This window comes from Azospirillum sp. P4_B5 (assembly GCF_056402275.1).
Genome location: NZ_JBFUHT010000021.1, coordinates 107,095 through 129,000, shown reverse-complemented (window position 1 = coordinate 129,000; position 21,906 = coordinate 107,095). Strand labels below are relative to the sequence as shown.

Annotated in this window: 20 protein-coding genes; 16 read left to right on the top strand and 4 right to left on the bottom strand. The window is 70.3% G+C overall.

Annotated features, from left to right (window positions below):
• Positions 1-49 precede the first annotated feature (49 nt).
• From AC1DVI_RS17960 to AC1DVI_RS17950, 3 genes are read right to left on the bottom strand one after another with little or no spacing between them, the layout of a single operon-like run.
• Positions 50-1,204: an ABC transporter substrate-binding protein gene (locus tag AC1DVI_RS17960; RefSeq protein ID WP_476959117.1), complete on the bottom strand. Its 1,155-nt coding sequence runs from the start codon at positions 1,202-1,204 to the stop codon at positions 50-52.
• 45 nt (positions 1,205-1,249) lie between these two features.
• Entirely contained in the window at positions 1,250-2,839 is a 1,590-nt protein-coding gene (locus AC1DVI_RS17955; RefSeq protein WP_476959116.1) for a gamma-glutamyltransferase family protein, read from the bottom strand.
• 7 nt (positions 2,840-2,846) lie between these two features.
• Positions 2,847-3,698 (bottom strand): sulfite exporter TauE/SafE family protein, encoded by an 852-nt coding sequence (locus AC1DVI_RS17950; protein ID WP_476959115.1) that lies wholly within the window; start codon positions 3,696-3,698, stop codon positions 2,847-2,849.
• A 680-nt stretch (positions 3,699-4,378) separates the two neighbouring features.
• Here AC1DVI_RS17950 and AC1DVI_RS17945 point away from each other — a divergent pair.
• From AC1DVI_RS17945 to AC1DVI_RS17880, 14 genes are all read left to right on the top strand, one after another.
• Positions 4,379-5,650, top strand: a complete 1,272-nt coding sequence (locus tag AC1DVI_RS17945; protein WP_476959114.1) for an amidohydrolase/deacetylase family metallohydrolase — start codon at positions 4,379-4,381, stop codon at positions 5,648-5,650.
• A gap of 157 nt (positions 5,651-5,807) precedes the next feature.
• Positions 5,808-6,086: a hypothetical protein gene (locus AC1DVI_RS17940; protein ID WP_476959113.1), complete on the top strand. Its 279-nt coding sequence runs from the start codon at positions 5,808-5,810 to the stop codon at positions 6,084-6,086.
• A 109-nt stretch (positions 6,087-6,195) separates the two neighbouring features.
• Positions 6,196-6,585, top strand: a complete 390-nt coding sequence (locus AC1DVI_RS17935; protein WP_476959112.1) for a hypothetical protein — start codon at positions 6,196-6,198, stop codon at positions 6,583-6,585.
• A 264-nt stretch (positions 6,586-6,849) separates the two neighbouring features.
• Positions 6,850-7,986 carry an ABC transporter substrate-binding protein gene (locus AC1DVI_RS17930; RefSeq protein WP_040137895.1) on the top strand — a complete coding sequence of 379 codons (1,137 nt, stop codon included), beginning with the start codon at positions 6,850-6,852 and terminating at the stop codon, positions 7,984-7,986.
• Between the two features lie 98 nt (positions 7,987-8,084).
• Complete coding sequence (locus AC1DVI_RS17925; RefSeq protein ID WP_014200179.1) at positions 8,085-8,957, top strand: branched-chain amino acid ABC transporter permease; 873 nt, start codon at positions 8,085-8,087, stop codon at positions 8,955-8,957.
• Position 8,958: 1 nt separating this feature from the next.
• Positions 8,959-9,930 (top strand): branched-chain amino acid ABC transporter permease, encoded by a 972-nt coding sequence (locus AC1DVI_RS17920; protein WP_476959111.1) that lies wholly within the window; start codon positions 8,959-8,961, stop codon positions 9,928-9,930.
• A complete protein-coding gene (locus AC1DVI_RS17915) occupies positions 9,927-10,715 on the top strand; it encodes an ABC transporter ATP-binding protein (protein ID WP_476959110.1) in 789 nt (262 codons plus the stop codon). Before AC1DVI_RS17920 ends, AC1DVI_RS17915 begins: the two co-directional genes overlap by 4 nt.
• On the top strand, positions 10,712-11,476 hold the full coding sequence (locus AC1DVI_RS17910; protein ID WP_476959109.1) for an ABC transporter ATP-binding protein: 765 nt from the start codon (positions 10,712-10,714) through the stop codon (positions 11,474-11,476). Before AC1DVI_RS17915 ends, AC1DVI_RS17910 begins: the two co-directional genes overlap by 4 nt.
• Before the next feature lie 85 nt (positions 11,477-11,561).
• Positions 11,562-12,785, top strand: a complete 1,224-nt coding sequence (locus AC1DVI_RS17905; RefSeq protein WP_476959108.1) for an FAD-dependent monooxygenase — start codon at positions 11,562-11,564, stop codon at positions 12,783-12,785.
• Positions 12,786-12,916: 131 nt separating this feature from the next.
• Positions 12,917-13,672 carry a maleate cis-trans isomerase family protein gene (locus AC1DVI_RS17900; protein WP_476959107.1) on the top strand — a complete coding sequence of 252 codons (756 nt, stop codon included), beginning with the start codon at positions 12,917-12,919 and terminating at the stop codon, positions 13,670-13,672.
• Between the two features lie 11 nt (positions 13,673-13,683).
• The gene (locus tag AC1DVI_RS17895) at positions 13,684-14,493 is read left to right on the top strand and encodes an alpha/beta fold hydrolase (protein ID WP_476959106.1); all 810 of its coding nucleotides are present in this window, start codon (positions 13,684-13,686) and stop codon (positions 14,491-14,493) included.
• 27 nt (positions 14,494-14,520) lie between these two features.
• Positions 14,521-15,567, top strand: a complete 1,047-nt coding sequence (locus tag AC1DVI_RS17890) for a 2,5-dihydroxypyridine 5,6-dioxygenase NicX family protein (protein WP_476959105.1) — start codon at positions 14,521-14,523, stop codon at positions 15,565-15,567.
• Positions 15,564-16,178 (top strand): isochorismatase family protein, encoded by a 615-nt coding sequence (locus AC1DVI_RS17885; RefSeq protein ID WP_476959104.1) that lies wholly within the window; start codon positions 15,564-15,566, stop codon positions 16,176-16,178. Before AC1DVI_RS17890 ends, AC1DVI_RS17885 begins: the two co-directional genes overlap by 4 nt.
• A 91-nt stretch (positions 16,179-16,269) precedes the next feature.
• Entirely contained in the window at positions 16,270-17,034 is a 765-nt protein-coding gene (locus AC1DVI_RS17880) for a TetR/AcrR family transcriptional regulator (RefSeq protein ID WP_476959103.1), read from the top strand.
• 122 nt (positions 17,035-17,156) lie between these two features.
• On the opposite strand, the gene AC1DVI_RS17875 is transcribed toward AC1DVI_RS17880, so the two are convergent.
• Positions 17,157-18,170 (bottom strand): LacI family DNA-binding transcriptional regulator, encoded by a 1,014-nt coding sequence (locus tag AC1DVI_RS17875; RefSeq protein WP_476959102.1) that lies wholly within the window; start codon positions 18,168-18,170, stop codon positions 17,157-17,159.
• A 221-nt stretch (positions 18,171-18,391) separates the two neighbouring features.
• On the opposite strand from AC1DVI_RS17875, the gene ptsP reads away from it, so the two are divergent.
• A complete protein-coding gene (ptsP, locus tag AC1DVI_RS17870) occupies positions 18,392-20,929 on the top strand; it encodes a phosphoenolpyruvate--protein phosphotransferase (protein WP_476959101.1) in 2,538 nt (845 codons plus the stop codon).
• Positions 20,926-21,888, top strand: a complete 963-nt coding sequence (pfkB, locus tag AC1DVI_RS17865; RefSeq protein ID WP_476959100.1) for a 1-phosphofructokinase — start codon at positions 20,926-20,928, stop codon at positions 21,886-21,888. Before ptsP ends, pfkB begins: the two co-directional genes overlap by 4 nt.
• Positions 21,889-21,906: the final 18 nt, after the last annotated feature.

The window sequence follows — 21,906 nt, the reverse complement described above, 5'->3', positions numbered from 1 at the left end:
CGGGTCCCCTCCCTCTCCCCAGAGGGGAGAGGGCGTTTGAAAGAGGGCCTTACGGCATCGTCACCTTGCCGTCCTTCACCTGGACGACGTAGACGTTGGCCTCGTTCTGGCCGCTCTCCTTGCCTTCCGGGCCGTCCTTCTTGAAGGCGATGTCGCCGTTCACGCCGTCCAGCTTGACGGTCCACAGCGCGTCGCGGATGGCCTGCGGCTCGGCCTTGCCGGCCGTCTTGATGGCTTCCACGATGGTCATGATGCCGTCATAGCCGCGGTAGCCCTCGGTCAGGCCGGCGAAGTCGTAGCCCTTCTTGTTCCAGCCATCGACGAAGGTCTTGGCGACCGTCGGGTGCACCGCCTTCTCCGGGAACCAGGGGGCGAAGAACAAGGTGAAGTAGCCGCCGTTCGCCGCGGCCCCCGCCTGCGCGATGAGCTGGTCGGGAGACGAGGAACCGCCGTTGGTGATGACCCGGTGCGGCAGACGCAGTTCCGCCGCCTGCTTCAGGATCAGGGTGATCTGCTCGACGCCGGTGGTGACGAACAGCGTGTCGCCGCCCGACTGCTTGATGCTGGAAAGCTGGGCCGACAGGTCGGTGGCCTCCGGGGCCATCGTCTCGGTGACGCCGATCTTGACGCCCTTGGCCTGGAGCATCTTGCGGAACTCGTCCGCCGAACCGCGCCCGAAGTCGTTGTTCACCGCCAGGAAATCGGCCTTCTGGATGGCCGGCTGGAAGTGGTCCAGCTTCTCCGCGAAGGACTTGGCCTCCATGGCGGAGGTCGGGGCGATGCGGAAGACCCACGGGTTGCCCGAGGTGGTGATCTTGGTCGAGGAGGAGGTCTCCACCACCATGGGCACGCCGTACTCCACCAGCTTCGGCATCACCGCCAGGGTGAAGGTGGAGCTCCAGGCGCCCATCAGCACCGGAACCTTGTCGCGCACGATCAGCTTCTCGGCGGAGGCGACGGCCTCCTTCGGGTTGCTCTTGTTGTCCTCGATGATCAGCTGGATCTTCTTGCCGAGAACGCCGCCGTTGGCGTTCACGACCTCCTCCGCCACCCGTGCGCCGTTGGCGACGTAGTTGCCCGACGCGGCGACCGCGCCGGTCAGCGGCTGGGTCACGCCGATCTTGATCGTCTCCTGCGCAAAGGCCACGCCCGGCGCCAGCAGCGCGGCGCTCAGCAGCAACACCGTGGTCTTCATCGTCCGCATGTCGTCTAGCCCCCTCTTCTTGATTTGAACTCTCGGGTTATTCGGTCACCAGGCGGCGACCGCCCCATCGCTGCGGGGATCGGTCGCCCCCTCCAGCGTTCCGTCGGCATGGCGGACGATGGCGCCCGCATGCCCCATGGTGCTCGTGTACGGATCGAGCAACTCGACCGCGTGCCCGGCGTCGCGCAGGGCGGCGACCAGGGCGGGGTCGAAGCGGCTTTCCAGCTTCAGCGTCACGCTGTCCTCGCCCCAGGTGCGGCCGAGCAGCCAGCGCGGCGCCGTGACGGCGGCCTGCAGGCCCTGCCCGAACATCGCGTAGCGGGAGAAGACGGCGGCCTGCGTCTGCGGCTGCCCCTCCCCGCCCATGGTGCCGTAGACCATGCCGCGCCCGTCGTCGAAGCGGGCCATCGCCGGGTTCAGCGTGTGGAAGGGCTTGCGCCCCGGCGACAGCGCGTTCCAGCCGTCCTCCGCCAGGCGGAAGGAGGCGCCGCGGTTCTGCCAGGTGATGCCGGTCTCCGGCAGGACGAGACCGGAGCCGAATTCGAAATAGACGCTCTGGATCATGCTGACGGCGCGGCCCTGCCCGTCGATCACGCCCAGCCACACCGTGTCGCCGGGCTTGGCGACATGGGGCCAGGGCAGCGCGCGGGCGCGGTCGATGTTTGCCGCCAGCCCGTCCAGCACGGTGTCGTCGAGGAAGCTCTGCGCCTCCCGTCCCATGTAGGCGGGGTCGCCGACCTCGCGGTCGCGCACCAGGAAGGCCTGCTTGGTCGCCTCGATCAGACCGTGGATGTGGTCGAAGCCCTCGCCCTCCGTCACACCCAGCCGGTCGAACAAAGCGAGGATCATCAGCGAGGCCAGACCCTGCGTCGGCGGCGGGTGGTTGAACAGCCGCGCCCCGCGCACGCCGACCGACAGGGCCGGGCGGCGGTGCGCCGCGTGGCCCGCGAGATCCGCCGCATCCACCGGCGAGCCGGCGCGCTGCAGATCCGCCGCGATGGAGGCGGCGAGCGGCCCGCGGTAGAAGCTGTCCAGCCCCTCCGCCGCCAGCCGGCGCAGCGTGGCGGCCAGCGCCGGCTGCTTCAATGTGGAGCCTTCCAGCGGCACGGCGCCGCCCGGCAGGAAGGTGTCCTTGAAGCCGGGGACGTCCTTCAACTCGTGCAGCTTCTGGCGGGTCAGCCCTTCCTGGCTGGCGGTGACCGGGATGCCCTGCTCGGCGTGGGCGATGGCCTCCTCCAGGATGCGGGCGAGCGGCAGCGGCTCGGCCCAGCCGGCGCTGACGGCCAGCGCCTCGCGCCAGCCGTCGATGGTGCCGGCGACCGTGTTGGCCGCCAGCGGCCCGCGCCAGGGCACCGTTGCGTGGCCGTGGCGCCGGTAGAGGTCGAGCGAGACGGCCTTGCCCGCCCCGCCGCAGGCGTCGATGGCGACGGGATCGCGCCCCGGTTCGGCGATCAGCCAGAAGCCGTCGCCGCCGATGCCGGTCATGTGCGGGTAGACGACGGCCAGAGCCGCGGCGACCGCGACCGCAGCCTCGACGGCGGTGCCGCCGTCGCGCAGGATCTGGAGACCGGCTTGGCTGGCGAGATGATGCGGGGAGGTGACCATTCCCCGGCGGCTGCGCGGCGTGTTCAGCATGGGAACCTCAGGGAAGAAGGCCGTGGATCATCCGCGCCGCGGTCAGCCCGAGGAACAGGGCAAAGACGCGGCGCAGGACGCGGGTGTCGAGGCTGTGGGCGAGCCGAGCGCCGAGCGGCGCCATCGCCATGGAGGCCGGCAGGATCAGCGCCAGCCCCAGCAGGTTGACGTAGCCCAGGCTGAAATCCGGACGGCCCGGCACGTTCCAGCCGGTCAGCACGAAGCCCACCGTCCCCGGCACGCCGATGATGAAGCCCAGCGCCGCCGCCGTGCCGACCGCGCGGTGGATCGGATAGCCGAACAGGGTCAGGATGGGGACGCTGAGCGTGCCACCGCCGATGCCCATCATGGCGGACATCATGCCGATGCCGCCGGCCAGCCCCTGGCGCGGCGCGCCGCTCGGCAGCCCGTCGGCGATGCGCCACTCGGCCTTGCCGAACAGCATGTGCAGCGTGACCAGGACCGCCATCGCGGCGAACACCGCCGTCAGCACCGGGCCGCGCACCACGCCGGCCACCGCCGTTCCCGCCAGCACGCCGAGGAAGATCGCCGGCCCCCAGGCCCGCAGCAGCTCGCCGTCGACGGCGCCGCGGCGGCGGTGGGCGCGCAGCGACGTCAGCGAGGTGGCGATGATGGTGGCCAGCGAGGTGCCGACCGCGACGTGCATGCGCACGGCCTCGTCCACGCCCAGCGCGGTGAACAGGTGATAGAGCACCGGCACGATCACGATGCCGCCGCCCACCCCCATCATGCCCGCCGCCAGCCCGGCGAAGCCGCCGGCCAGCAGCAGCCCGCCGCCGAGGATGGGAAGCTGCGGCACCGCCGCGATCCCCAGCCCGGTCACGGGATCCCCCGCCACATCTGCAGAAACCCTCTCATTTTTATGGATATCCGACTTTTTCCGTTGGTTTCCCATCCCCCCTGCGAACGCCGTGCCAACCGGCAGACCACTGCGCATTTCGGTTCGTCGGGAGGGCAGGCGCGGCGCGGCGCCAGGGCCGGAAATCGCCCCAATGTTGGGCAAACGGATTGACGGAGGGGCCACGCGGCTGCTGGAAAACGGCAACCATCCTGTTGAGAAATAACAAATAATTGTGAGTTCTGAGCGGGCCGGAATTCCGCTTCATTCCTGCGCAACCTCTGCCTGCTGCGCGGGCATTCATCAGCATACTGACGATATGACGATGCTCGTGAAGAGCCCGTGCATGCCCCGGCGCGGCGACGGCGGAACGCCTCCGGAGCCCTTAGAAACCCCTGGTTTCCGCCTCGGCTTCTGTGTTCGTGCACAAATCGGTGGCAGGGTGCCACGCCGTGCCGCCGCGCCATAAATCATCAGCATACTGCGGAAAACCGGGCACCGATGGGCGGCGGGTGCATGCCGTGGTATGCCGTATTGTGCGTATTTTGACCACCAAATGCCCAACAGGCGGTCATTCGTCAGTGTGCTGAAGTTTTGTGCGGCCCGGCGACTCCGCCCTGCCTTGGCATGACGCTTGCTGAAAGGACAGCCAGATAAAAATCAGCGCAAGAAGGTGGGTTATGTCAGAGACGCACACGTTCGACCTCGTGCTCCGCGGCGGACGGATTCTCGATCCGGCCAACGGTCTGGATCTGGTCGGCGATCTGGCGGTCGCGAAGGGCCGCATCGCGGCGGTGGCGGAACGGCTGCCCGACGATGCCGCCGACACCATCCTCGACGTCACCGGAAAGCTCGTGACGCCGGGCCTGATCGACACCCACGCGCACGTCTTCGAGAAGGTGACCGGGCGCTTCGGGCTGAACCCGGACATGGTGGGCGTGCGCTCCGGCGTGTCGACTCTGGTGGACCAGGGCGGGCCGAGCCTGATGACCCTGCCCGCCTTCCGCCGCTTCATCGCCGAGCCGGCGCGCTCGCGCACGCTGTGCTTCCTGTCGGCCTATCTGGTCGGCGGGCTGGAGGGCCATTACTACCCGCAGCTTTACCGCCCGGATTGCGTCGATGTCGACGCCACCATCCGCGTCGGGCGCGAGAACCGCGACATCGTGAAGGGCATCAAGGCCCACGCGGAGGTCGGCGGCGCCTCGCGCTGGGGTCTCGACGTCATCAAGCAGGCCAAGCGCATCGCCGACGGCATCGGCGTGCCGCTCTACGTCCACCTCGGCCAGCTCTGGCCGGAGGTCGAGGGCGGCGAGGCGGTCGATCCCGACATGCTGGTGGAGGAGCTGGTCCCGCTGCTGGATTCGCGCGACATCCTGGCCCATCCCTTCACCCGGCATCCCGGCGGCTTCATCTCCACCCGCACCGGCGAGGTGCATCCGGTCATCTACAAGGCGCTGGAGCGCGGGCTGACCGTGGACGTCGGCCACGGCTCGCACTTCAGCTTCGAGATGGCGCGGCGGACGCTGGCGGCGGGCATCCTGCCCTACACGCTGGGCGCCGACCTGCACGGCTACAACGTGAAGGCCCCGACGGCGGGCGCCGGCGGCGACCGCGAGGCCAACCCCTTCTACGGCGTCGCCCCCTTCAGCCTGACCCACGCGATGACCGAGCTTCTGACTCTCGGCATGGCGCTCGGCGACGTGCTGAAGACGGTGACCAGCAACCCCGCCGCCATGCTGGGCATGGCCGACGAGATCGGCGCGCTGACTCCGGGCATGGCCGCCGACGTGGCGGTGCTGGAGGTCAAGGCCGGCCGCTGGCAGCTCAGCGACAACAGCGGCGAGCGGGTGACCGCGCCGGAGATGATCGTCCCGGCCTTCTCGCTGCGCGACGGCGTGGTGCAGGAGGTGGACAGCCCGTTGCTGCCGAAGCCGATCCCCGTGGCGGCGTAACGCGGCGGACTCGCCCCCACCCTAACCCTCCCCCGCTTCGCAGGGGAGGGGACTGCCGCCGCCTCGCAGAAATCTCCCTCCCCTGCGAAGCGGGGGAGGGTCGGGGTGGGGGCAGCGTCGCCCCCCAAACACTCATCATCCCACGAGGACTCCGCCCATGTCCGAAGCCGCGCTCGCCTTCTGGATGTTCGAGGTCCCGGCCCGCTGCCGCGACGCCGAGGGGCGGCGTCTGGGCAAGGCCCGCGCCCTGCTGCTGTCCCACCCGCAGCGCCAGCAGCGCATGATGCTGGAATTGGCGCACCACACCCCGCTCGCCATGGGAAGCCGCGTCGTCACACGGCGCGCGGCCTTCGTGGTGGAGCGTTGCGAGGGCGAGTCCGGCTTCGGCTTCCGGCGCTACGCCGTGCGCTGCGTCGGGACACGTCCGGCGCCCTGACGAAAACCGGGGGCGATGAAAACCGGGCGCGGCTGATCCACATCAAGGCGCCGGGCGCTCCGACGGCGAATATTAATCGAACGATTAATAACCCGCTTCGGAGACTCCCATGACCACCCCCGCCCCCGCGCCGCAAGAGGGCCTGTGCGCGACGCTCCTGCGCGGCTGGCGCAGCGTCCGGTCCCTGAACGCGCTCCAGGCGCTGGCGCCGCACGACCGCAGCCGCGTGCTGGCCGACGCCGGGCTGACCGACCTGAACGCCCCGTCCGTGCTGCGCGCCGGCCATGTCGGCGCGCTGCTGCCCGCCGCGATGGCTCTGCACGGCGTCAACGGCGCCGCGGTGGAACAGGACCGCCCCGACCTGATGAACGACCTGCAACGGGTCTGCGCGCTCTGCCGCAGCGCCCGCACCTGCCGCCGCCTGCTGGCCGAGGGCTGCACGCAGCCGGAGCACGCCCGGCTCTGCCCCAACGCCGACACGCTCGACGCGCTCCGCTGAGGCGCGCGCCGACCGGGCGCAAAACATCTCCCCGAAAAATCCCCAACCGCCTTCGTCGGAAAAGCGATTGACAGCGCCGCGACGTGACCGTTAGCATCCCTGAATAATTAATTGGCCGTATAATAAAACACGGGAACGGTTGCCGCATCGGACGGCGCGCGTTCCCACAACGGGCCGACGCGCCCACGCCGAGAGCGGCGGGGCGCCGACAGGGAATCGTCATTCGCCGTCATCGCGACATCACCGTCGAACGCGGAGGGAGAGATGAGAAACGTGGTACTGGGTGGCCTGCTGTTGACCGGCATCGCCGCGTCGGTTCCGGCGCAGGCGCAGGACACGGTCAGGATCGGGCTGGTCCAGCCGCTGACCGGATCGGTCGCCTACAACGGCAAGTCCGTGGTGGAAGGCGCCCGGCTCGCCGTCGAGGAGATGAACGCCGCGGGGGGCGTCCTCGGCAAGAAGATCGAACTGATTGTCGAGGACGGCCAGTGCACCCCGGCCAACTCGGTCAACGCCGTCGAGAAGCTGGTGCAGAAGGACAAGGTCGTCACGCTGGTCGGCGCCTTCTGCAGCTCCGCCACCGCGGCGATCATGCCGGTGGCCCAGAAATACAAGCTGCCGCTGATCACCGGCGTGTCGTCGAAGGCCAGCCTGACGGAACAGGGCAACCCATATTTTTTCCGCGCCGCCGAGACGGACGCGCTGATGGCGGAGGCCTTCGCCAAGATCCTCGCCAACGACCTGAAGCTGACCAAGGTCGCTTACATCGGCGTCAACGACGACTGGGGCCGCGGCGGGGTTGAGGAATTCTCCCGCGACCTGACGGCGCTGGGCGTCAAGACGGTGCTGACCGAGTATTTCGACCACGGCGCCACCGACTTCTTCACGCTGCTGACCAAGCTGCGCGCCGCCAAGCCGGACGGCGTGTTCGTCGCCGCGGAGACTCAGGACGGCTCCATCCTGGTCAAGCAGATCCGCGAGATGGGGCTGGACACCAAGGTGTTCGGCGTCGGCTCCTGGGCCACCGCCGACTTCATCAACCTCACCGGCGAGGCCGCGGAGGGCATCCACGCCGCCGTCCCCTACGCCTCCAGCATGGACACCCCGCGCAACCAGACCTTCGTCCAGAAGTACCAGGCGAAGTACGGCATCAAGCCGGGCAAGTACGGCGCCGCCGGCTACAACGCCCTGAACATCGCCGGGCAGGCCATCGCGCGGGCCGGCGGCACCGACGCCGAGGCCATCCGGGCGTCGCTCGCCAAGACCAGCTACGAGGCGCCGAACGGCGTCTACAAGTTCACCGACAAGGGCCAGGCCTACGGCTTCGACGCGGTGCTGGTGCGGATCGAGAAGGGCGAACCGAAGGTGATCGCCTCCACCCCGGTGGACGCGCCGCACTGACCGGCGGACGCGCCGCGGGGCTGCCGTGACGGCACCGTTCCCGCGGCGCGCACCGATCCAACGCACCGTTTGTGCGGGCCTGCTTTTGCGAGAACGTCATGGATCTCTTTCCGCAGTTCCTGGCCAACGGGCTGGTGATGGGCGTGTTCTACGCCCTCTCCGCCCTCGGCCTGACGCTGATCTTCGGCCTGATGCGCGTGGTCAACTTCGCCCACGGCGAGTTCTACATGCTGGGCGGGGTCAGCGGCTGGTTCGTCACCAATTACCTGGGCCTCGACTTCTTCAGCGGCCTGATCGTGGTCGCCGCCTTCATGGCCGCCGTCGGCTGGCTGGTCGACCGCTTCCTGATCGAGCGGGTGCGCGGCCAGGGTGAGGAGCCCGGCATCCTGCTGACCATCGGCCTGTCGATCTTCCTGGTCAACGGCACGCTCCTGCTGGTCGGTCCGGCACCCATGAAGGTGGCCGGCGCGGTGGCCGAGGGGCCGCTGTTCTTCGGCCCGATCGCGGTGACCAAGCTGCGCCTGCTGGCCGTGGCGGTGGGCATCGCGCTGATCGTCGGCGCCCATCTGCTGATCCGCCGGACCCGGCTGGGGGCCGCCATGCGCGCCACCTTCCAGGACCCGATGGCGGCCAGCCTCGCCGGCATCCGCACCGGCCACGTCTACGCCGCCACCTTCGCGCTGGGCTGCACGCTGGCCGCCCTGTCGGGGATGCTGCTGGCCTCCATCTACTCCGCCCAGGCGTCGGTCGGCGGGCTGATCAGCCTGAAGAGCTTCGTCGTGGTGATCCTCGGCGGCATGGGCAGCTTCGCGGGCGCTATCGCCGGAGGCCTGCTGCTGGGCGTCGCCGAGGCGATGTGGGGCGGTTACGTCTCCATGGGCATGGTGGACGTCATCGGCTTCGTCCTGGTCATCCTGATCCTGCTGTTCCGGCCCCAGGGCCTGTTCTCGATCCGCACGGAAAGGGCCTGACATGACCCTGGAACGCAACATCCTCCTGGCCTTCCTGGCGGGGGCGGCGCTTCTGCCCTTCGCGGTGACGGACCAGTACATCCTGCACCTCGCCATCATGGCGCTGTTCTACGCGGTGCTGGCGAGCAGCCTCAATCTGGTGGTCGGCTATGTCGGCGAATTCTCGCTGGGTCACACCGCCTTCCTCGGCACCGGCGCCTACACGGCGGCGCTGCTGTCCACCCAGGCCGGGATGCCGATGTGGGTGACGATCCCGCTGGCCGGGCTGGTCTCCGCCGTCTTCGGCTTCGCCATCGGGGCGATCACGCTGCGGCTGCAAGGCCCCTATTTCGTGATCGTCACCCTGTCCTTCGCCGAGGTGCTGCGCATCGTCGCCAACAACTGGATCGCGGTGACCAACGGCCCGATGGGGCTGGCGGGCGTCGGCCAGACTCTGTTCGGGGACGTGGCCGTCACCGACAAGGCCGGCTTCTTCCTGATCGTGCTCGGCATCGCCGCGGTGGCGCTCTACCTCTCCTACCGCTTCGTCTATTCGAACGCCGGGCGGGCGGCGGTGGCGGTGCGCGAGAACCGCTACGTGGCGCAGTCCATCGGCGTCGATCCCTTCGGCACGGCCATGCAGGCCTTCGTGCTGGGCGCCTTCCTAGCCGGCTTGGCCGGAGGCTTCTACGCCCACTACATCTCCTTCGTCGGGCCGGAGGTGTTCCGCTTCGCCTTCATGGCGACGATGATCATCATGGTTCTGCTGGGCGGCAAGGGCACGCTGATCGGCCCGCTGGCCGGCGCCGTGATCGTGACCGTGCTGGAGGAATATCTGCGCGAGGTGCAGGAACTCCGCCTCACCCTGTTCGGGCTGATCGTCATGGCCATCGTCCTGTTCCTGCCCAACGGCCTGATGGGCTTCATCGCCCTGCGCCGCGAGCAGCAGGCCGCCAAGCCGCCCCTCAACGCCGCGAAGGAGCGCACCGTATGACGGCGACAACCGAACGGCAGCCGCTGCTGCGCGCCGACGACCTGACCATGACCTTCGGCGGCATCACCGCGGTGAAGGACTTCAGCTTCCACATCGAGCCCGGCGAAATCGTCGGCCTGATCGGCCCCAACGGCGCCGGCAAGACCACCTGCTTCAACATGCTGACCGGCTTCTACGCGCCGAGCAACGGGCGGGTGCGCTTCAAAGGGCAGGACATCACCAACCGCAAGCCCCACGCCATCGCCCGGCTCGGCCTCGTCCGCAGCTTCCAGAAGACCAACGTCATGAAGCGGCTGACGGTCTTCGAGAATGTGCTGACCGGCCATTACATGGCGAGCCGGCAATCCCTCCTCGCCACCTTCTTCCCCGGCGAGGCGGTGCGCCGCGCCGAGCGGGAGGCGCGGGAGAGTGCGGCCGCCATCGTCGAGACCATGGGTCTGGCCCAGCGCATGAACGCCCCGGCGCATCTGCTGTCCTGCGGCGAGTTGCGCCTGCTGGAGGTCGCGGTGGCGCTGGCCGCCAAGCCCAGCCTGCTGATGCTCGACGAACCCGCCGCCGGGCTGAACAGCCACGAGGCCGGGACCTTCGGCGCGGTGCTGAAGACGTTGATCGGACGCAGCATCGACGCGCTGCTGATCGTGGAGCACAACATGGATCTGGTCATGTCGGTGTCCGACCGGATCGTCGTCCTCAACTTCGGCCGCAAGCTGGCCGAGGGCCGGCCCGCCGAGATCCTGGAGAACCGGCAGGTCGCCGAAGCCTATCTCGGAAAGGCCGCCGCATGACGCTGCTCTCCGAATCCCCCTCCCTCTCCGCCATGGCTCAGCCCGGCGCCGCTCAGGTCCTCGCCGTGGAGGGGCTGCACGTCGCCTACGGCTCCACCGCCGCGCTGCACGGCGTGTCGCTGGACGTGCGGGCCGGCGAGACGGTCGCCCTGATCGGCGCCAACGGCGCCGGCAAGAGCACCATCCTGCGGGCCATCTCCGGTCTGCTGAAGGCGCGCTCCGGCACCATCGTCTGGAACGGCAAGCCGATCGCCAACCTGCCCGCCGACCGCATCGTCGCCGCCGGCATCGCCCACTGCCCGGAGGAACGGCACGTCTGGCCGAACATGACGGTGCAGGAGAACATCGCGCTCGGCGCCTATCTCTGCCGCTCGCGCGAGGAGGTGCAGCGGCGCATCGGCATGGCCTTCCACCGCTTCCCCCGGCTGCGCGAGCGGTCGCGCCAGATGGCCGGGACGCTCAGCGGCGGCGAGCAGCAGATGCTCGCCATCGCCCGCGCGCTGATGTCGGAGCCGCGGCTGCTGATGCTGGACGAGCCCAGCCTCGGCCTCAGCCCGAAGATGGCCGACGAGGTGTTCGACGTGGTGCGCTCCGTCAACGCCCACGGCGTGACCGTCCTGCTGGTAGAGCAGAACATCCACAACGCGCTGGGCGTCGCCAGCCGGGCCTATGTGGTCAAGACGGGCCGCATCACCGCCAGCCGCCCCTCGGCGGAGCTGCGCGGCGATCCCGACCTGCTGCGCGCCTATCTGGGCGGCTGAGGCCGCCACACGGCGAAAGGCCGTGTCACGAATAATTAAACGAACGACCGAACAATTCTCGGTCGCCGTTCTTCAGGAGGCAAGAGTGCGAACCAACATGCGAATTGGCATCGTCGGCGGCGGCATCGGCGGCGTCGCGCTGGCCGGCAGCCTGCTCCAGCGCGGCTTCGAGGTCCGCCTGTTCGAGCGGGCGCCGGGCTTCGGCGAGATCGGCGCCGGCATCCAGATGACGCCGAACGCGGTGAAGGTCATCAAGTCGCTGGGGCTGCTCGACAAGATGCTGGCCGCCGGCTTCCTGCCGCAATCGCTGGTCGGGCGCAACTGGCGCAGCGGGCGGGAGACCTTCCGCACGCCGCTGATCGAGACCTGCCCGGTGCTCTACGACGCGCCCTTCATCCACATCCACCGCGCCGACCTGCACGCCATCCTGGCCTCGCTGGTCCCGGAGAGCGTCGCCAATTTCGGGGTGGGCTGCACCGGCGTGCGCCAGGACAAGAGCACGGCGGTCGCCAGCTTCAGCGACGGCAACGAGTACGAGGCCGACCTGATCGTCGGCGCCGACGGCGTGCGCTCCGTCGTGCGCTCCGCCCTGTTTGGGCCGGAGGCACCGCGCTTCACCGGCCACATGTGTTACCGCGCCGTGGTGCCGACCGGCGGCGTGGTGGACTACGTCAGCCCCGACGCCTCCTTCTGGTTCGGGCCGCACAGCCACGTCGTGACCTACTACGTGCGTGGCGGCAAGGCCGTGAACATCGTGGCGGTCGCCGAGACCAAGGAGTGGGTCGAGGAGTCCTGGAACGCCCCCAGCAGCAAGGAGGAGATGCTCGGCGCCTTCCGCGGCTGGCACCGCAACGTGGAGACGCTCTTCAGCAAGGTGGACCAGGTCTACAAATGGGGCCTGTTCGACCGCGACCCGATGACGAGCTGGTCGAAGGGCCGCATCACGCTGATGGGCGACGCGGCACACCCCATGCTGCCCTTCCTCTCGCAGGGGGCGGCGATGGCGATCGAGGACGCCCACGTGCTGGCCGAATCCCTGAAGGGGCACGGGAGCGACGTGGCCTCGGCGCTGCGCGATTACGAGGCGGAGCGGCTTCCCCGCACCAGCCGCGTCCAGTTGGAGGCGCGGGAGCGCGGGCGGACCTACCACCTGCCCTCCCCGCTGGCCCAGGCGAAGCGCGACTTCATGTACTGGCTGCGCGGCCTGTTCAACCCGCAGGCCACCGGCATCCAGGCCAACTGGGTCTACCAGTACGACGCCCGCGCCTTCCGCCCGAACCTCTCCGACAAGCCGCGCCTCGTGGCGTGAGCGGGCGTTGCTTGCCCCCTCCCTAACCCTCCCCCGCTAACGCAGGGGAGGGGACAAAACTCCCTCCCCTGCGAAGCGGGGGAGGGCTGGGGTGGGGGCCAGCCGCCACAAGACCTCTCCAAGGACCGACCATGACCAACAAGACCTACCGCATCGGCCAGATCGTCCCCAGCTCCAACACGACCATGGAGACGGAAATCCCGGCGATGCTGACCGCCCACGCGCTGGCGCACGGCACCCGCTTCACCTTCCATTCCAGCCGCATGCGCATGAAGACGGTGAAGAAGGAGGAACTCGCCGCCATGGACGCCGAGTCCGACCGGTGCGCGCTGGAGCTGTCGGACGCCCGCGTCGATGTGCTGGGCTACGCCTGCCTCGTCGCCATCATGAGCATGGGCAAGGGTTACCACCGCGTCTCGCAGGAGCGGCTGCACGGGCGCACCGTCGAGAATGGCGGGGCCGCCCCGGTCATCACCAGCGCGGGCGCGCTCGTCGACGGGCTGCATGTGCTAGGTGCCAAGAAGATCGCCCTCGTCGCCCCCTACATGAAGCCGCTGGCCCAGCTCGTCGTCGATTACATCGAGCATGAGGGCGTGCAGGTCGTCGACTGGCGCGCGCTGGAGATCCCCGACAATCTGGAAGTCGGGCGCCACGACCCGTCCCGTTTGCCGGGGATCGTCGCCGGCCTGGACACCGCCGGGGTGGACGCCGTGGTGCTGTCGGCCTGCGTCCAGATGCCGTCGCTGCCCGCCATCGCGCAGGTCGAGGCGATGACCGGCAAGCCGGTGCTGAGCGCCGCCGTCGCCACCACCTACGCCAAGCTGAAGGCGCTGGGCCTGCCGACGCGCGTTCCGGGGGCCGGCGCCCTGCTCTCCGGCGCCTACTGACGGGGGATGCCATGACCAGCAGCACCTACCGCTACGGCGCGAACGTCCGCGCCAACGGCATCCGCCAGCATTACCTGCGTTACGGCGGCCAGGGGCGTCCCGTCGTCATCGTACCGGGCATCACCAGCCCCGCCGTCACCTGGGGCTTCGTCGCGGAGCGCTTCGGGCGCAGCTTCGACACCTACGTGCTCGACGTGCGGGGCCGCGGCCTGTCGGAGGCGTCGGACGCGCTCGACTACGGGCTCGACGCCATGGCGGCCGACGTGGCGGCCTTCGCCGCGGCGCTGGGCCTGCGCGACTACGCGCTGGTCGGCCATTCCATGGGCGCCCGCATCGGCCTGCGCGCCGTCAGCCGCCATGGCGCCGCCCCGGCGCGGCTGGTCATGGTCGATCCGCCGGTCTCCGGGCCGGGCCGCCGCCCCTACCCGGCGCAGTTGCCCTGGTACGTGGATTCCATCCGCCTCATGCGCGAGGGCGCCGACCTGGAGGCGATGCGGCCCTTCTGCCCGACCTGGACGGAGGAACAGCTCCGCCTGCGCGCCGAATGGCTGCACACCTGCGACGAGCGGGCCATCGTCACCGCCTTCAACGACTTCCAGACCGACGACATCCACGCGGACTTCCCGCGCATCCCCTGCCCGGCCCTGCTGATCGCCGCCGGGCGCGGCGACGTGATCCGGCCGGAGGAGGAGGAGGAGATCCGCCGGCTCCAGCCCGAGCTGGCCGTCACCCGCGTCGAGGGCGCCGGGCACATGATCCCCTGGGACGATGCGGAGGGCTTCTACCGCGCCTTCGGCACGTTCCTCGGCACCGCCGTCTGACCGCCCATCCGGAAAAGGACACGCATCATGCCCGTCAGTGACGCCGATATGGTCCGCGCCTGGACCCATGTTCTGACCCTGTCGAAGCTGAAGCCGCAGGAGGTGGTCACCGTCCTGACCAGCGACGGCACCCACCCGCAGACCCTGCGCACCGCCCTGATCGCCGCCTCCACCCTGGGGGCGCGGGTCAACCGGCTGGACCTGCCGCCGGTGAACGCGGAGCACGCCCACAGCCGCGACAGCCTCGCCTATCTCGGCACCACACCGCTGACCGGAAACCGCGCCGCCATGGCCGCGCTGAAGGAAAGCGATCTGGTTCTGGACCTGATGACCCTGCTCTTCTCGCCGGAGCAGATGGAGATCCTGGAGAGCGGCACCAAGATCCTGCTGGCCGTCGAACCGCCGGAGGTGCTGGTCCGCCTGCTGCCCAGCCTGGAGGACAAGGCGACCGTCGGCGAGGCCACGGCGCTGCTGAAGGCGGCCAAGGAGATGCACGTCACCTCGCGCGCCGGCACCGACCTGCGCCTGCCCATCGGCGAGTTCCCGACGGTCCAGGAATACGGCTTCGTCGACGAGCCGGGGCGCTGGGACCATTGGCCGAGCGGCTTCGGCTTCACCTTCCCCAACGAGGGGCAGGCGAGCGGGCGGATCGTGCTCGACAAGGGCGACATCCTCTTGCCGATGAAGTCCTACCTGACCTCGCAGGTCGAGATGACGGTGGAGAAGGGTTACGTCACCGCCATCACCGGCGGGTTGGACGCCGATCTGCTGAACGACTACATGGACGCCTTCGCCGACCCGGAGGCCTACGCCATCTCCCACATCGGCTGGGGCACGCAGAAGCGGGCGCGCTGGTCGACGCTCGGCCTCTACGACCGCGAGCAGACGCTGGGCATGGACGCGCGGGCCTTCGCCGGGAACTTCCTCTTCTCGCTCGGCCCCAACAACGAGGCGGGCGGGTCGCGCACCACCGCCTGCCACATCGACATCCCCATGCGGAACTGCACGGTCAGCCTGGACGGGCGCGAGGTCGTCCGCGAGGGCAAGCTGCTCGCCGGAAAGGAACTCGCATGAGCGCTACGGAACAGGCCGTCTACGAGCGGCAGGGCTTCGGCCGATCGCTGGGCATCCAGGGCCGGATCGGGCTGCTGATCGTCGATTTCGTCAACGGCTTCGCCGATCCGGCGGTGTTCGGCGGCGGCAACATCGCGCCGGCCATTGCCCGCACGGCGGAGGTGCTGGAGAAGGCCCGCGCCATGGGCTGGGCGGTCGCCCACAGCCGGATCGTCTACGCCGAGGACGGGTCGGACGGGAACGTCTTCTCCATCAAGGTGCCGGGCATGCAGACCCTGACCGAGCACGCCGCCATCAGCGCCATCGTACCGGAGTTGACTCCGGTGCCGGGGGAGCTGGTGGTGCGCAAGACGGTCCCGTCGGCCTTTTTCGGGACCGGGCTGGCGCCGTGGTTGACACAGCGCGGCGTCGAGACTCTTTTGATCGCCGGAGCGACGACGAGCGGCTGCGTGCGGGCCAGCGTGGTGGACGCCATGTGCCACGGCTTCCGCCCGGTCGTCATGGCCGATTGCGTGGGCGACCGCGCCCTGGCGCCACATGAGGCCAACCTGTTCGACATCGGCCAGAAATACGGCGACGTGGTTCCGGCGGAGCGGATTCTCGCGCTATGAGGATGGAACAGAGTTGAAAGAAGGATCGGGCGTTGCACCATGTTAGACGTTCCATCCGAAGAGCGCCGCCGGGATTGAGATGAGCCGACCGATGAGCAGAATCCAGGACAGCACGCCCGTTGCCGACTCCGTGCCGGAGAGCGGCACCGCGCGGGGCCGCCCCGCGCGCGGCCGCCGCGCCGGCCCGGGCCGTCCGGAGGGCACCAGCAACGTGCGCGACCAGATCCTGGACGCGGCGGAGCTGGAGTTCGCCAACCTCGGCTACGCCGGCACCAGCCTGCGCAACGTCGCCGACCGGGCTGAGGTGACCCAGGCCCTCATCAGCTATTACTTCGGGTCCAAGCACGGTCTGTTCGAGGAGGTCTTCCTGCGTCGTGGCCGGAAGATCGCCGACGAGCGCATGGAGCGGCTGGAGGCGCTGCGCCGTGGGCCCACGCCGCCGCCGGTGCGCGACATCGTCTACGCCTTCCTGATGCCGGCGCTGGCGATGCGCGAGACGGAGGGGGGCCGCACCTTCATGCGCCTCCAGGCCCGGCTGCACACCGAGCCGCCGGAGATTTCCTACAAGCTGCGCAACGAGGCTTATGACGCCTCAACCCGCATCTTCGCCGCCGCGCTGAAGGAGGCGTTGCCGCATCTGTCGGAGCGGGACGTCTATTGGCGGATGACGCTGATGATCGGCGCCTATCTCTACGCTTTCTCCGACACCCACCGGCTGGAGGAGCTGGCGCCGGGCATCTGCAACCCCGGCGACCCGGACGAGATCATCACGGAGATCAGCAGCTTCGTCAGCGCCGGCATGCTGGCTCCGGTGCCGGAACCGGCGCAGGCGCCGGGGCGGAGGAAGCGGGGGTAGTTTTTTGGAAAGTGGCTGCGGTGCGCCCCCACCCAACCCTCCCCCGCTACGCAGGGGAGGGCTTTTTTCTCCTCCCCCTGCGAAGCGGGGGGAGGTCGGGAGGGGGGCACCGCCGCAACCACTCACCCCACCCCACCCGTCGATCCCCGCGCCACGCAGGTCCCCGACAGCACCACCTTGCGCGTCGCCCGCTCCGGATCGTCGAGCCGTTCGAACAGCAGAGTCATCGCCGCCCGCCCGATCTCGTGGACCGGCTGTTCGATCACCGTCAGGCCGGGGCCGACCAGCTCCGTCCACGGCTCGTTGTCGAAGCCGGCGACCGCAAGATCGCCGGGAATCGTCAGCCCCAGCGTCCGCGTCGCCTTCACCACCCCCATCAGCAGCAGGCTGTTGCTGACCATCACCGCGTCCGGCATAGCGCCGGACCGCCGCGCCTCCGCCAGCCAGCGGGCGATCTCCGCCTCCGCCGCCTCGGCGGTCGGCGGGACGAAGCGGGCCTCCGCGTGCAGCCCGTGGGCGGCCAGCGCCGCCTGATAGCCGGCGTGGCGCTCCACCGCCGTGGTGCTGGTGTTGCCGAACAGGCCGGCGATGCGGCGGTAGCCCCGCGCGTGCAAATGATCGACCAGCAGGGCGGCGGCCTGCGGGTTGTCCAGCACCACCGAATCGAACCGCCCGGCGGGCGCGCTGCGGTCGATCAGCACCACCGGGAAGTCGAGGTCGGCCCGGTCGAGCTGGGCCAGCGTCGCGCGGGTCGGCGCGAAGATCAGGCCGGTCACCCGCTCCTCCTGCATCAGCCGCAGGTACATGGCCTCCCGCTCCGGGTTCTCGTCGGTGTTGCACAGGATCACCCGCATCCCGGCCTGGAAGGCGGCATCCTCCACCGCGCGGCTGACCGCGGTGAAGAAAGGGTTGCGGATGTCCGAGACGATCAGCCCGATGGTCTGGGAATGTTGCGAGCGCAGCCGCCGCGCCGACAGGTTCGGGCGGTAGCCGGTGGCCCGCACCGCGTCCTCCACCCGCGCGCGCAGCGCGTCGCTGACCGGGCCGTTGCTGAGCACCCGCGACACCGTGGCGACCGAGACGCCGGCCTCGCGGGCGACGTCTTTGATTCCGATGGCTTTGACGCTGTCGCCCATGATGATCCGGTCACCGATCCGTCGTGAAACTGTTTTTGAAATCGTTTCCATCCCTTAGGGCCAATCTACCGCCCCATACGACACAGTCTGCCCGAAGGAGTCGGCGGATTCAATGCAAACTCCGTTGACAGTGGCTGATGTAATCGTTTTCAATAACAGCGCTGCAAGGACGACACCCAAGACCGCCCGGCACCAAACCGAACGGAGGAGACGGACCCGCCATGGCACCCGACACCAACACCGCCATTATGCCCACCGGCCTGCCTCCTGACTTGCTTCGGCTGAACGCCAGCCCGGCCGGCAAGGAGGAGGCGATCCGCGAGGCCGCCCAGCTGCTGATCGCCGCGGGCTGCATCGATCCGGCCTACGCCGCCAGCATGCTGCGCCGGGAAGCGGTGGCGAACACCTTCCTCGGCCATGGCGTCGCCATCCCCCACGGCATGGTCGAGGACCGCGGCATGGTCCGCCGCAACGGCATCGCCGTTCTCCAGGTGCCGGGCGGCGTCGAGTGGAATCCCGGCCAGACGGCCCATCTGGTGGTCGCCATCGCCGCCCAGTCCGACGCCCACATCGCCGTGCTGCGCCGCCTGACCCGGCTGATGCAGGACGAGGCGCGGCTGACCGCCCTGTTCACCGTCACCGACCCCGCCGCCCTCGCCGCCGCCCTCGGCGAGGACGCGCCGGCGACCGCCCCCACCACGCCGGGCGGCGATCTGGCGGAGCGGTTCGACTGGGTGGTCGATTACCCCACCGGCCTGCACGCCCGCCCGGCCACCGCCTGGGTGGAGACGGCGCGCGCCTCGGCCGCCCGCATCCAGGTCCGCCACGGCGATCTGTTGGCCGACGCCAAGGCGCTGGTGGCTCTGCTCCAGCTCGGCCTGCGCGCCGGCGACAGCGTGGTCGTCTCGGCGGAGGGCGACGACGCCGTGGCGGCGCTCGCCCGCATGAAGGCGACCATCACCCGCCTGACCGCGCGCGAGAAGGCGGACGCCGCCGCCGCGGCGCAGAAGTCCCGCGCGCCCGCGCGCGGCTGGACGCCGCCGAACCCGCTGCCCGCCGTTCCGGGAATCGCCGCCAGCCCCGGCCTCGCCATCGGGCCGGTGCATGTGCTGCCGCGCGCCGTCGTCTCCGTTCCCGACGAGCCGGTCTCGCTGATCGAGGGCGGCGACCGCCTGCACGAGGCGCTGAGCCTGACCCGCCAGACCCTGAAGGCGCTGGCCGACGACACCGCCCGCCGCCTCGGGCCGTCGGAGGCGGCGATCTTCACCGCCCAGGCGGAGATCCTGAACGACACCGACCTCGTGACGCTGGCCTGCCAGCTGATGGTCGAGGGGCACGGCGTCGCCTGGTCCTGGCATCAGGCGGTGGAGCGCACCGCCGCCGGGCTGGCCGCGCTCGACAACCCGGTCCTGGCCGGGCGCGCCGCCGACCTGCGCGACGTCGGCCAGCGCGTCCTGGCGCGGATCGACCCGGCGCTGCGCACCGGCGGCGCGCCGGACCTGCCGGACACCCCCTGCATCCTGATCGCCGAGGACCTGTCGCCCTCCGACACGGCGGCGCTGGACATGGCGCGGGTGATCGGGCTGGCGACGGCGCAGGGCGGCCCGACCTCGCACACCGCCATCCTGGCGCGCACGCTGGGCCTGCCGGCCATGGTGGCGGGCGGCGCGGCGCTGATGGAGCTGGCGAACGGCACCCCGGCCATCCTCGACGGCCAGACCGGACGCCTGCACCTGTCCCCCGCCGAGGCCGACACCGCCGACGCCCGCGCCTGGATCGCGCGGGAGGAGGCCCGCAAGGCCGAGGAGGAGGCCCGGCGCGGCCTGCCCGCCCGCACCCGCGATGGCCACGAGGTGGAGATCGGCGCCAACGTCAACCGCCCCGATCAGGTGGCGGTCGCCCTGTCGCAGGGGGCGGAGAGCGTCGGCCTGATGCGCACCGAGTTCCTGTTCCTGGAGCGCGGCGACGCCCCCGGCGAGGACGAGCAGTACGAAACCTACCGCGGCATGCTGACCGCGCTGGAGGGCCGGCCGCTGATCGTCCGCGCGCTCGACATCGGCGGCGACAAGCAGGTGCCGCACCTCCAGCTCCCCCACGAGGAGAATCCCTTCCTCGGCGTGCGCGGCGCCCGCCTGCTGCTGCGCAGGCCCGAGCTTCTGGAGACTCAGCTCCGCGCCCTCTACCGCGCCGCCAAGGACGCCAAGGGCAAGGACGGAGGGGCCCTGTCGATCATGTTCCCGATGATCACGGCGCTGGGCGAGGTGCAGGTCCTGCGCGCCGCCTGCGACCGCATCCGGGCGGAGTTGGACGCCCCGGCCGTGCCGCTGGGCATCATGGTCGAGGTTCCGGCGGCGGCCATTCAGGCCGACGTGCTGGCCCGCCACGTCGACTTCTTCTCCATCGGCACCAACGACCTGACGCAGTACGCGCTGGCCATCGACCGCCAGCACCCCGAACTGGCGGCGGAGGCCGACAGCCTGCACCCCGCCGTCCTGCGGCTGATCCGCCTGACGGTGGAGGGGGCGGAGCGGCACGGGCGCTGGGTCGGCGTCTGCGGCGGCATCGCCGGCGACCCCTTCGGCGCGGCCCTGCTGACCGGGCTCGGCGTGAGCGAGCTGTCGATGACGCCACGCGACATTCCCGCCGTGAAGGACCGGCTGCGCGGCAGCGACCTGTCCGCCCTGAAGGACGCCGCGCAACGGGCGCTGGACTGCGAGACCGCCGACGCGGTGCGCGCGCTCGACGGAGACGAGGCATGAGCAGGCCCGAAGAGGACATCCGGCCCGTCGTCACCGTCACGCTGAACCCGGCCATCGACCAGACCATCACGGTGGAGGCGCTGCGCCCCGGCCATGTCCACCGGGCCGGCGCCGTGCGGCGCAACGCCGGGGGCAAGGGGGTGAACGTGGCGAGCTGCCTCGCCGACTGGGGCACGCCGGTCATCGCCACCGGCCTGCTGGGCGACGGCAACGCCGCGGCTTTCGAGGCGCTGTTCGCCGCCAAGGGCATCGCCGACCGCTTCGTCCGGCTGCCCGGCGAGACGCGCGTCAACGTCAAGATCGCCGACCTCGCCGCCGCCGACACCACCGACCTCAACCTGCCCGGCCTGACCGCCGACGCCGACGCGCTCGACCGCGTGCGCCGCACTTTGCGGGAGCTGGTCCTGCCGGGCACGCCGGTCCTGCTGGCGGGAAGCCTGCCGGACGGATTGCCAGCGGACAGCTACGCGACGCTGACCGCAGACCTGCGCGCCCAGGGCGCCCGCGTGGTTCTGGACAGCAGCGGCCCGCCCCTGGCGGCGGCGCTGGCCGCCCCGGACCTGCCCTTCTGCATCAAGCCGAACCGGCACGAGCTGGAAGCCTGGGCCGGAAGGCCCCTTCCCGCCACCGCCGACCTGCTGGAGGCGGCGCGCGGCCTGCATCGCAGCGGCGTCGCGGTGGTGGTGGTCTCGCTGGGGGCGGATGGCGCGCTGTTCGTGGCCGACGGCCCGGCGCTGCACGCACGCCTGCCGGCGGTCGACGCGCTGAGCACGGTGGGGGCCGGCGACGCCATGGTGGCGGGGCTGATCGCCGCCTTTGGAGCCGAGCTGCCACTGGAGGGCATCGCCCGCCTGTCCGTGGCCTTCGCCACGGCGAAGCTCGGCTGCTTCGGACCCAACCTGCCGGGGGCGGACGCGGTCCGCGCGCTGGCCGGACAGGTCGAACTCTCAACGCTTTAATGAACGGGGAGCGGGCGA

Coding starts and splice junctions, on each gene's coding strand:
- AC1DVI_RS17960 (WP_476959117.1), bottom strand. CDS start 1,204: ATGCGGACGATGAAGACCACGGTGTTGCTGCTGAGCGCCGCGCTGCTG.
- AC1DVI_RS17955 (WP_476959116.1), bottom strand. CDS start 2,839: ATGCTGAACACGCCGCGCAGCCGCCGGGGAATGGTCACCTCCCCGCAT.
- AC1DVI_RS17945 (WP_476959114.1), top strand. CDS start 4,379: ATGTCAGAGACGCACACGTTCGACCTCGTGCTCCGCGGCGGACGGATT.
- AC1DVI_RS17940 (WP_476959113.1), top strand. CDS start 5,808: ATGTCCGAAGCCGCGCTCGCCTTCTGGATGTTCGAGGTCCCGGCCCGC.
- AC1DVI_RS17935 (WP_476959112.1), top strand. CDS start 6,196: ATGACCACCCCCGCCCCCGCGCCGCAAGAGGGCCTGTGCGCGACGCTC.
- AC1DVI_RS17930 (WP_040137895.1), top strand. CDS start 6,850: ATGAGAAACGTGGTACTGGGTGGCCTGCTGTTGACCGGCATCGCCGCG.
- AC1DVI_RS17925 (WP_014200179.1), top strand. CDS start 8,085: ATGGATCTCTTTCCGCAGTTCCTGGCCAACGGGCTGGTGATGGGCGTG.
- AC1DVI_RS17920 (WP_476959111.1), top strand. CDS start 8,959: ATGACCCTGGAACGCAACATCCTCCTGGCCTTCCTGGCGGGGGCGGCG.
- AC1DVI_RS17915 (WP_476959110.1), top strand. CDS start 9,927: ATGACGGCGACAACCGAACGGCAGCCGCTGCTGCGCGCCGACGACCTG.
- AC1DVI_RS17910 (WP_476959109.1), top strand. CDS start 10,712: ATGACGCTGCTCTCCGAATCCCCCTCCCTCTCCGCCATGGCTCAGCCC.
- AC1DVI_RS17900 (WP_476959107.1), top strand. CDS start 12,917: ATGACCAACAAGACCTACCGCATCGGCCAGATCGTCCCCAGCTCCAAC.
- AC1DVI_RS17895 (WP_476959106.1), top strand. CDS start 13,684: ATGACCAGCAGCACCTACCGCTACGGCGCGAACGTCCGCGCCAACGGC.
- AC1DVI_RS17890 (WP_476959105.1), top strand. CDS start 14,521: ATGCCCGTCAGTGACGCCGATATGGTCCGCGCCTGGACCCATGTTCTG.
- AC1DVI_RS17885 (WP_476959104.1), top strand. CDS start 15,564: ATGAGCGCTACGGAACAGGCCGTCTACGAGCGGCAGGGCTTCGGCCGA.
- AC1DVI_RS17880 (WP_476959103.1), top strand. CDS start 16,270: ATGAGCAGAATCCAGGACAGCACGCCCGTTGCCGACTCCGTGCCGGAG.
- AC1DVI_RS17875 (WP_476959102.1), bottom strand. CDS start 18,170: ATGGGCGACAGCGTCAAAGCCATCGGAATCAAAGACGTCGCCCGCGAG.
- ptsP (WP_476959101.1), top strand. CDS start 18,392: ATGGCACCCGACACCAACACCGCCATTATGCCCACCGGCCTGCCTCCT.
- pfkB (WP_476959100.1), top strand. CDS start 20,926: ATGAGCAGGCCCGAAGAGGACATCCGGCCCGTCGTCACCGTCACGCTG.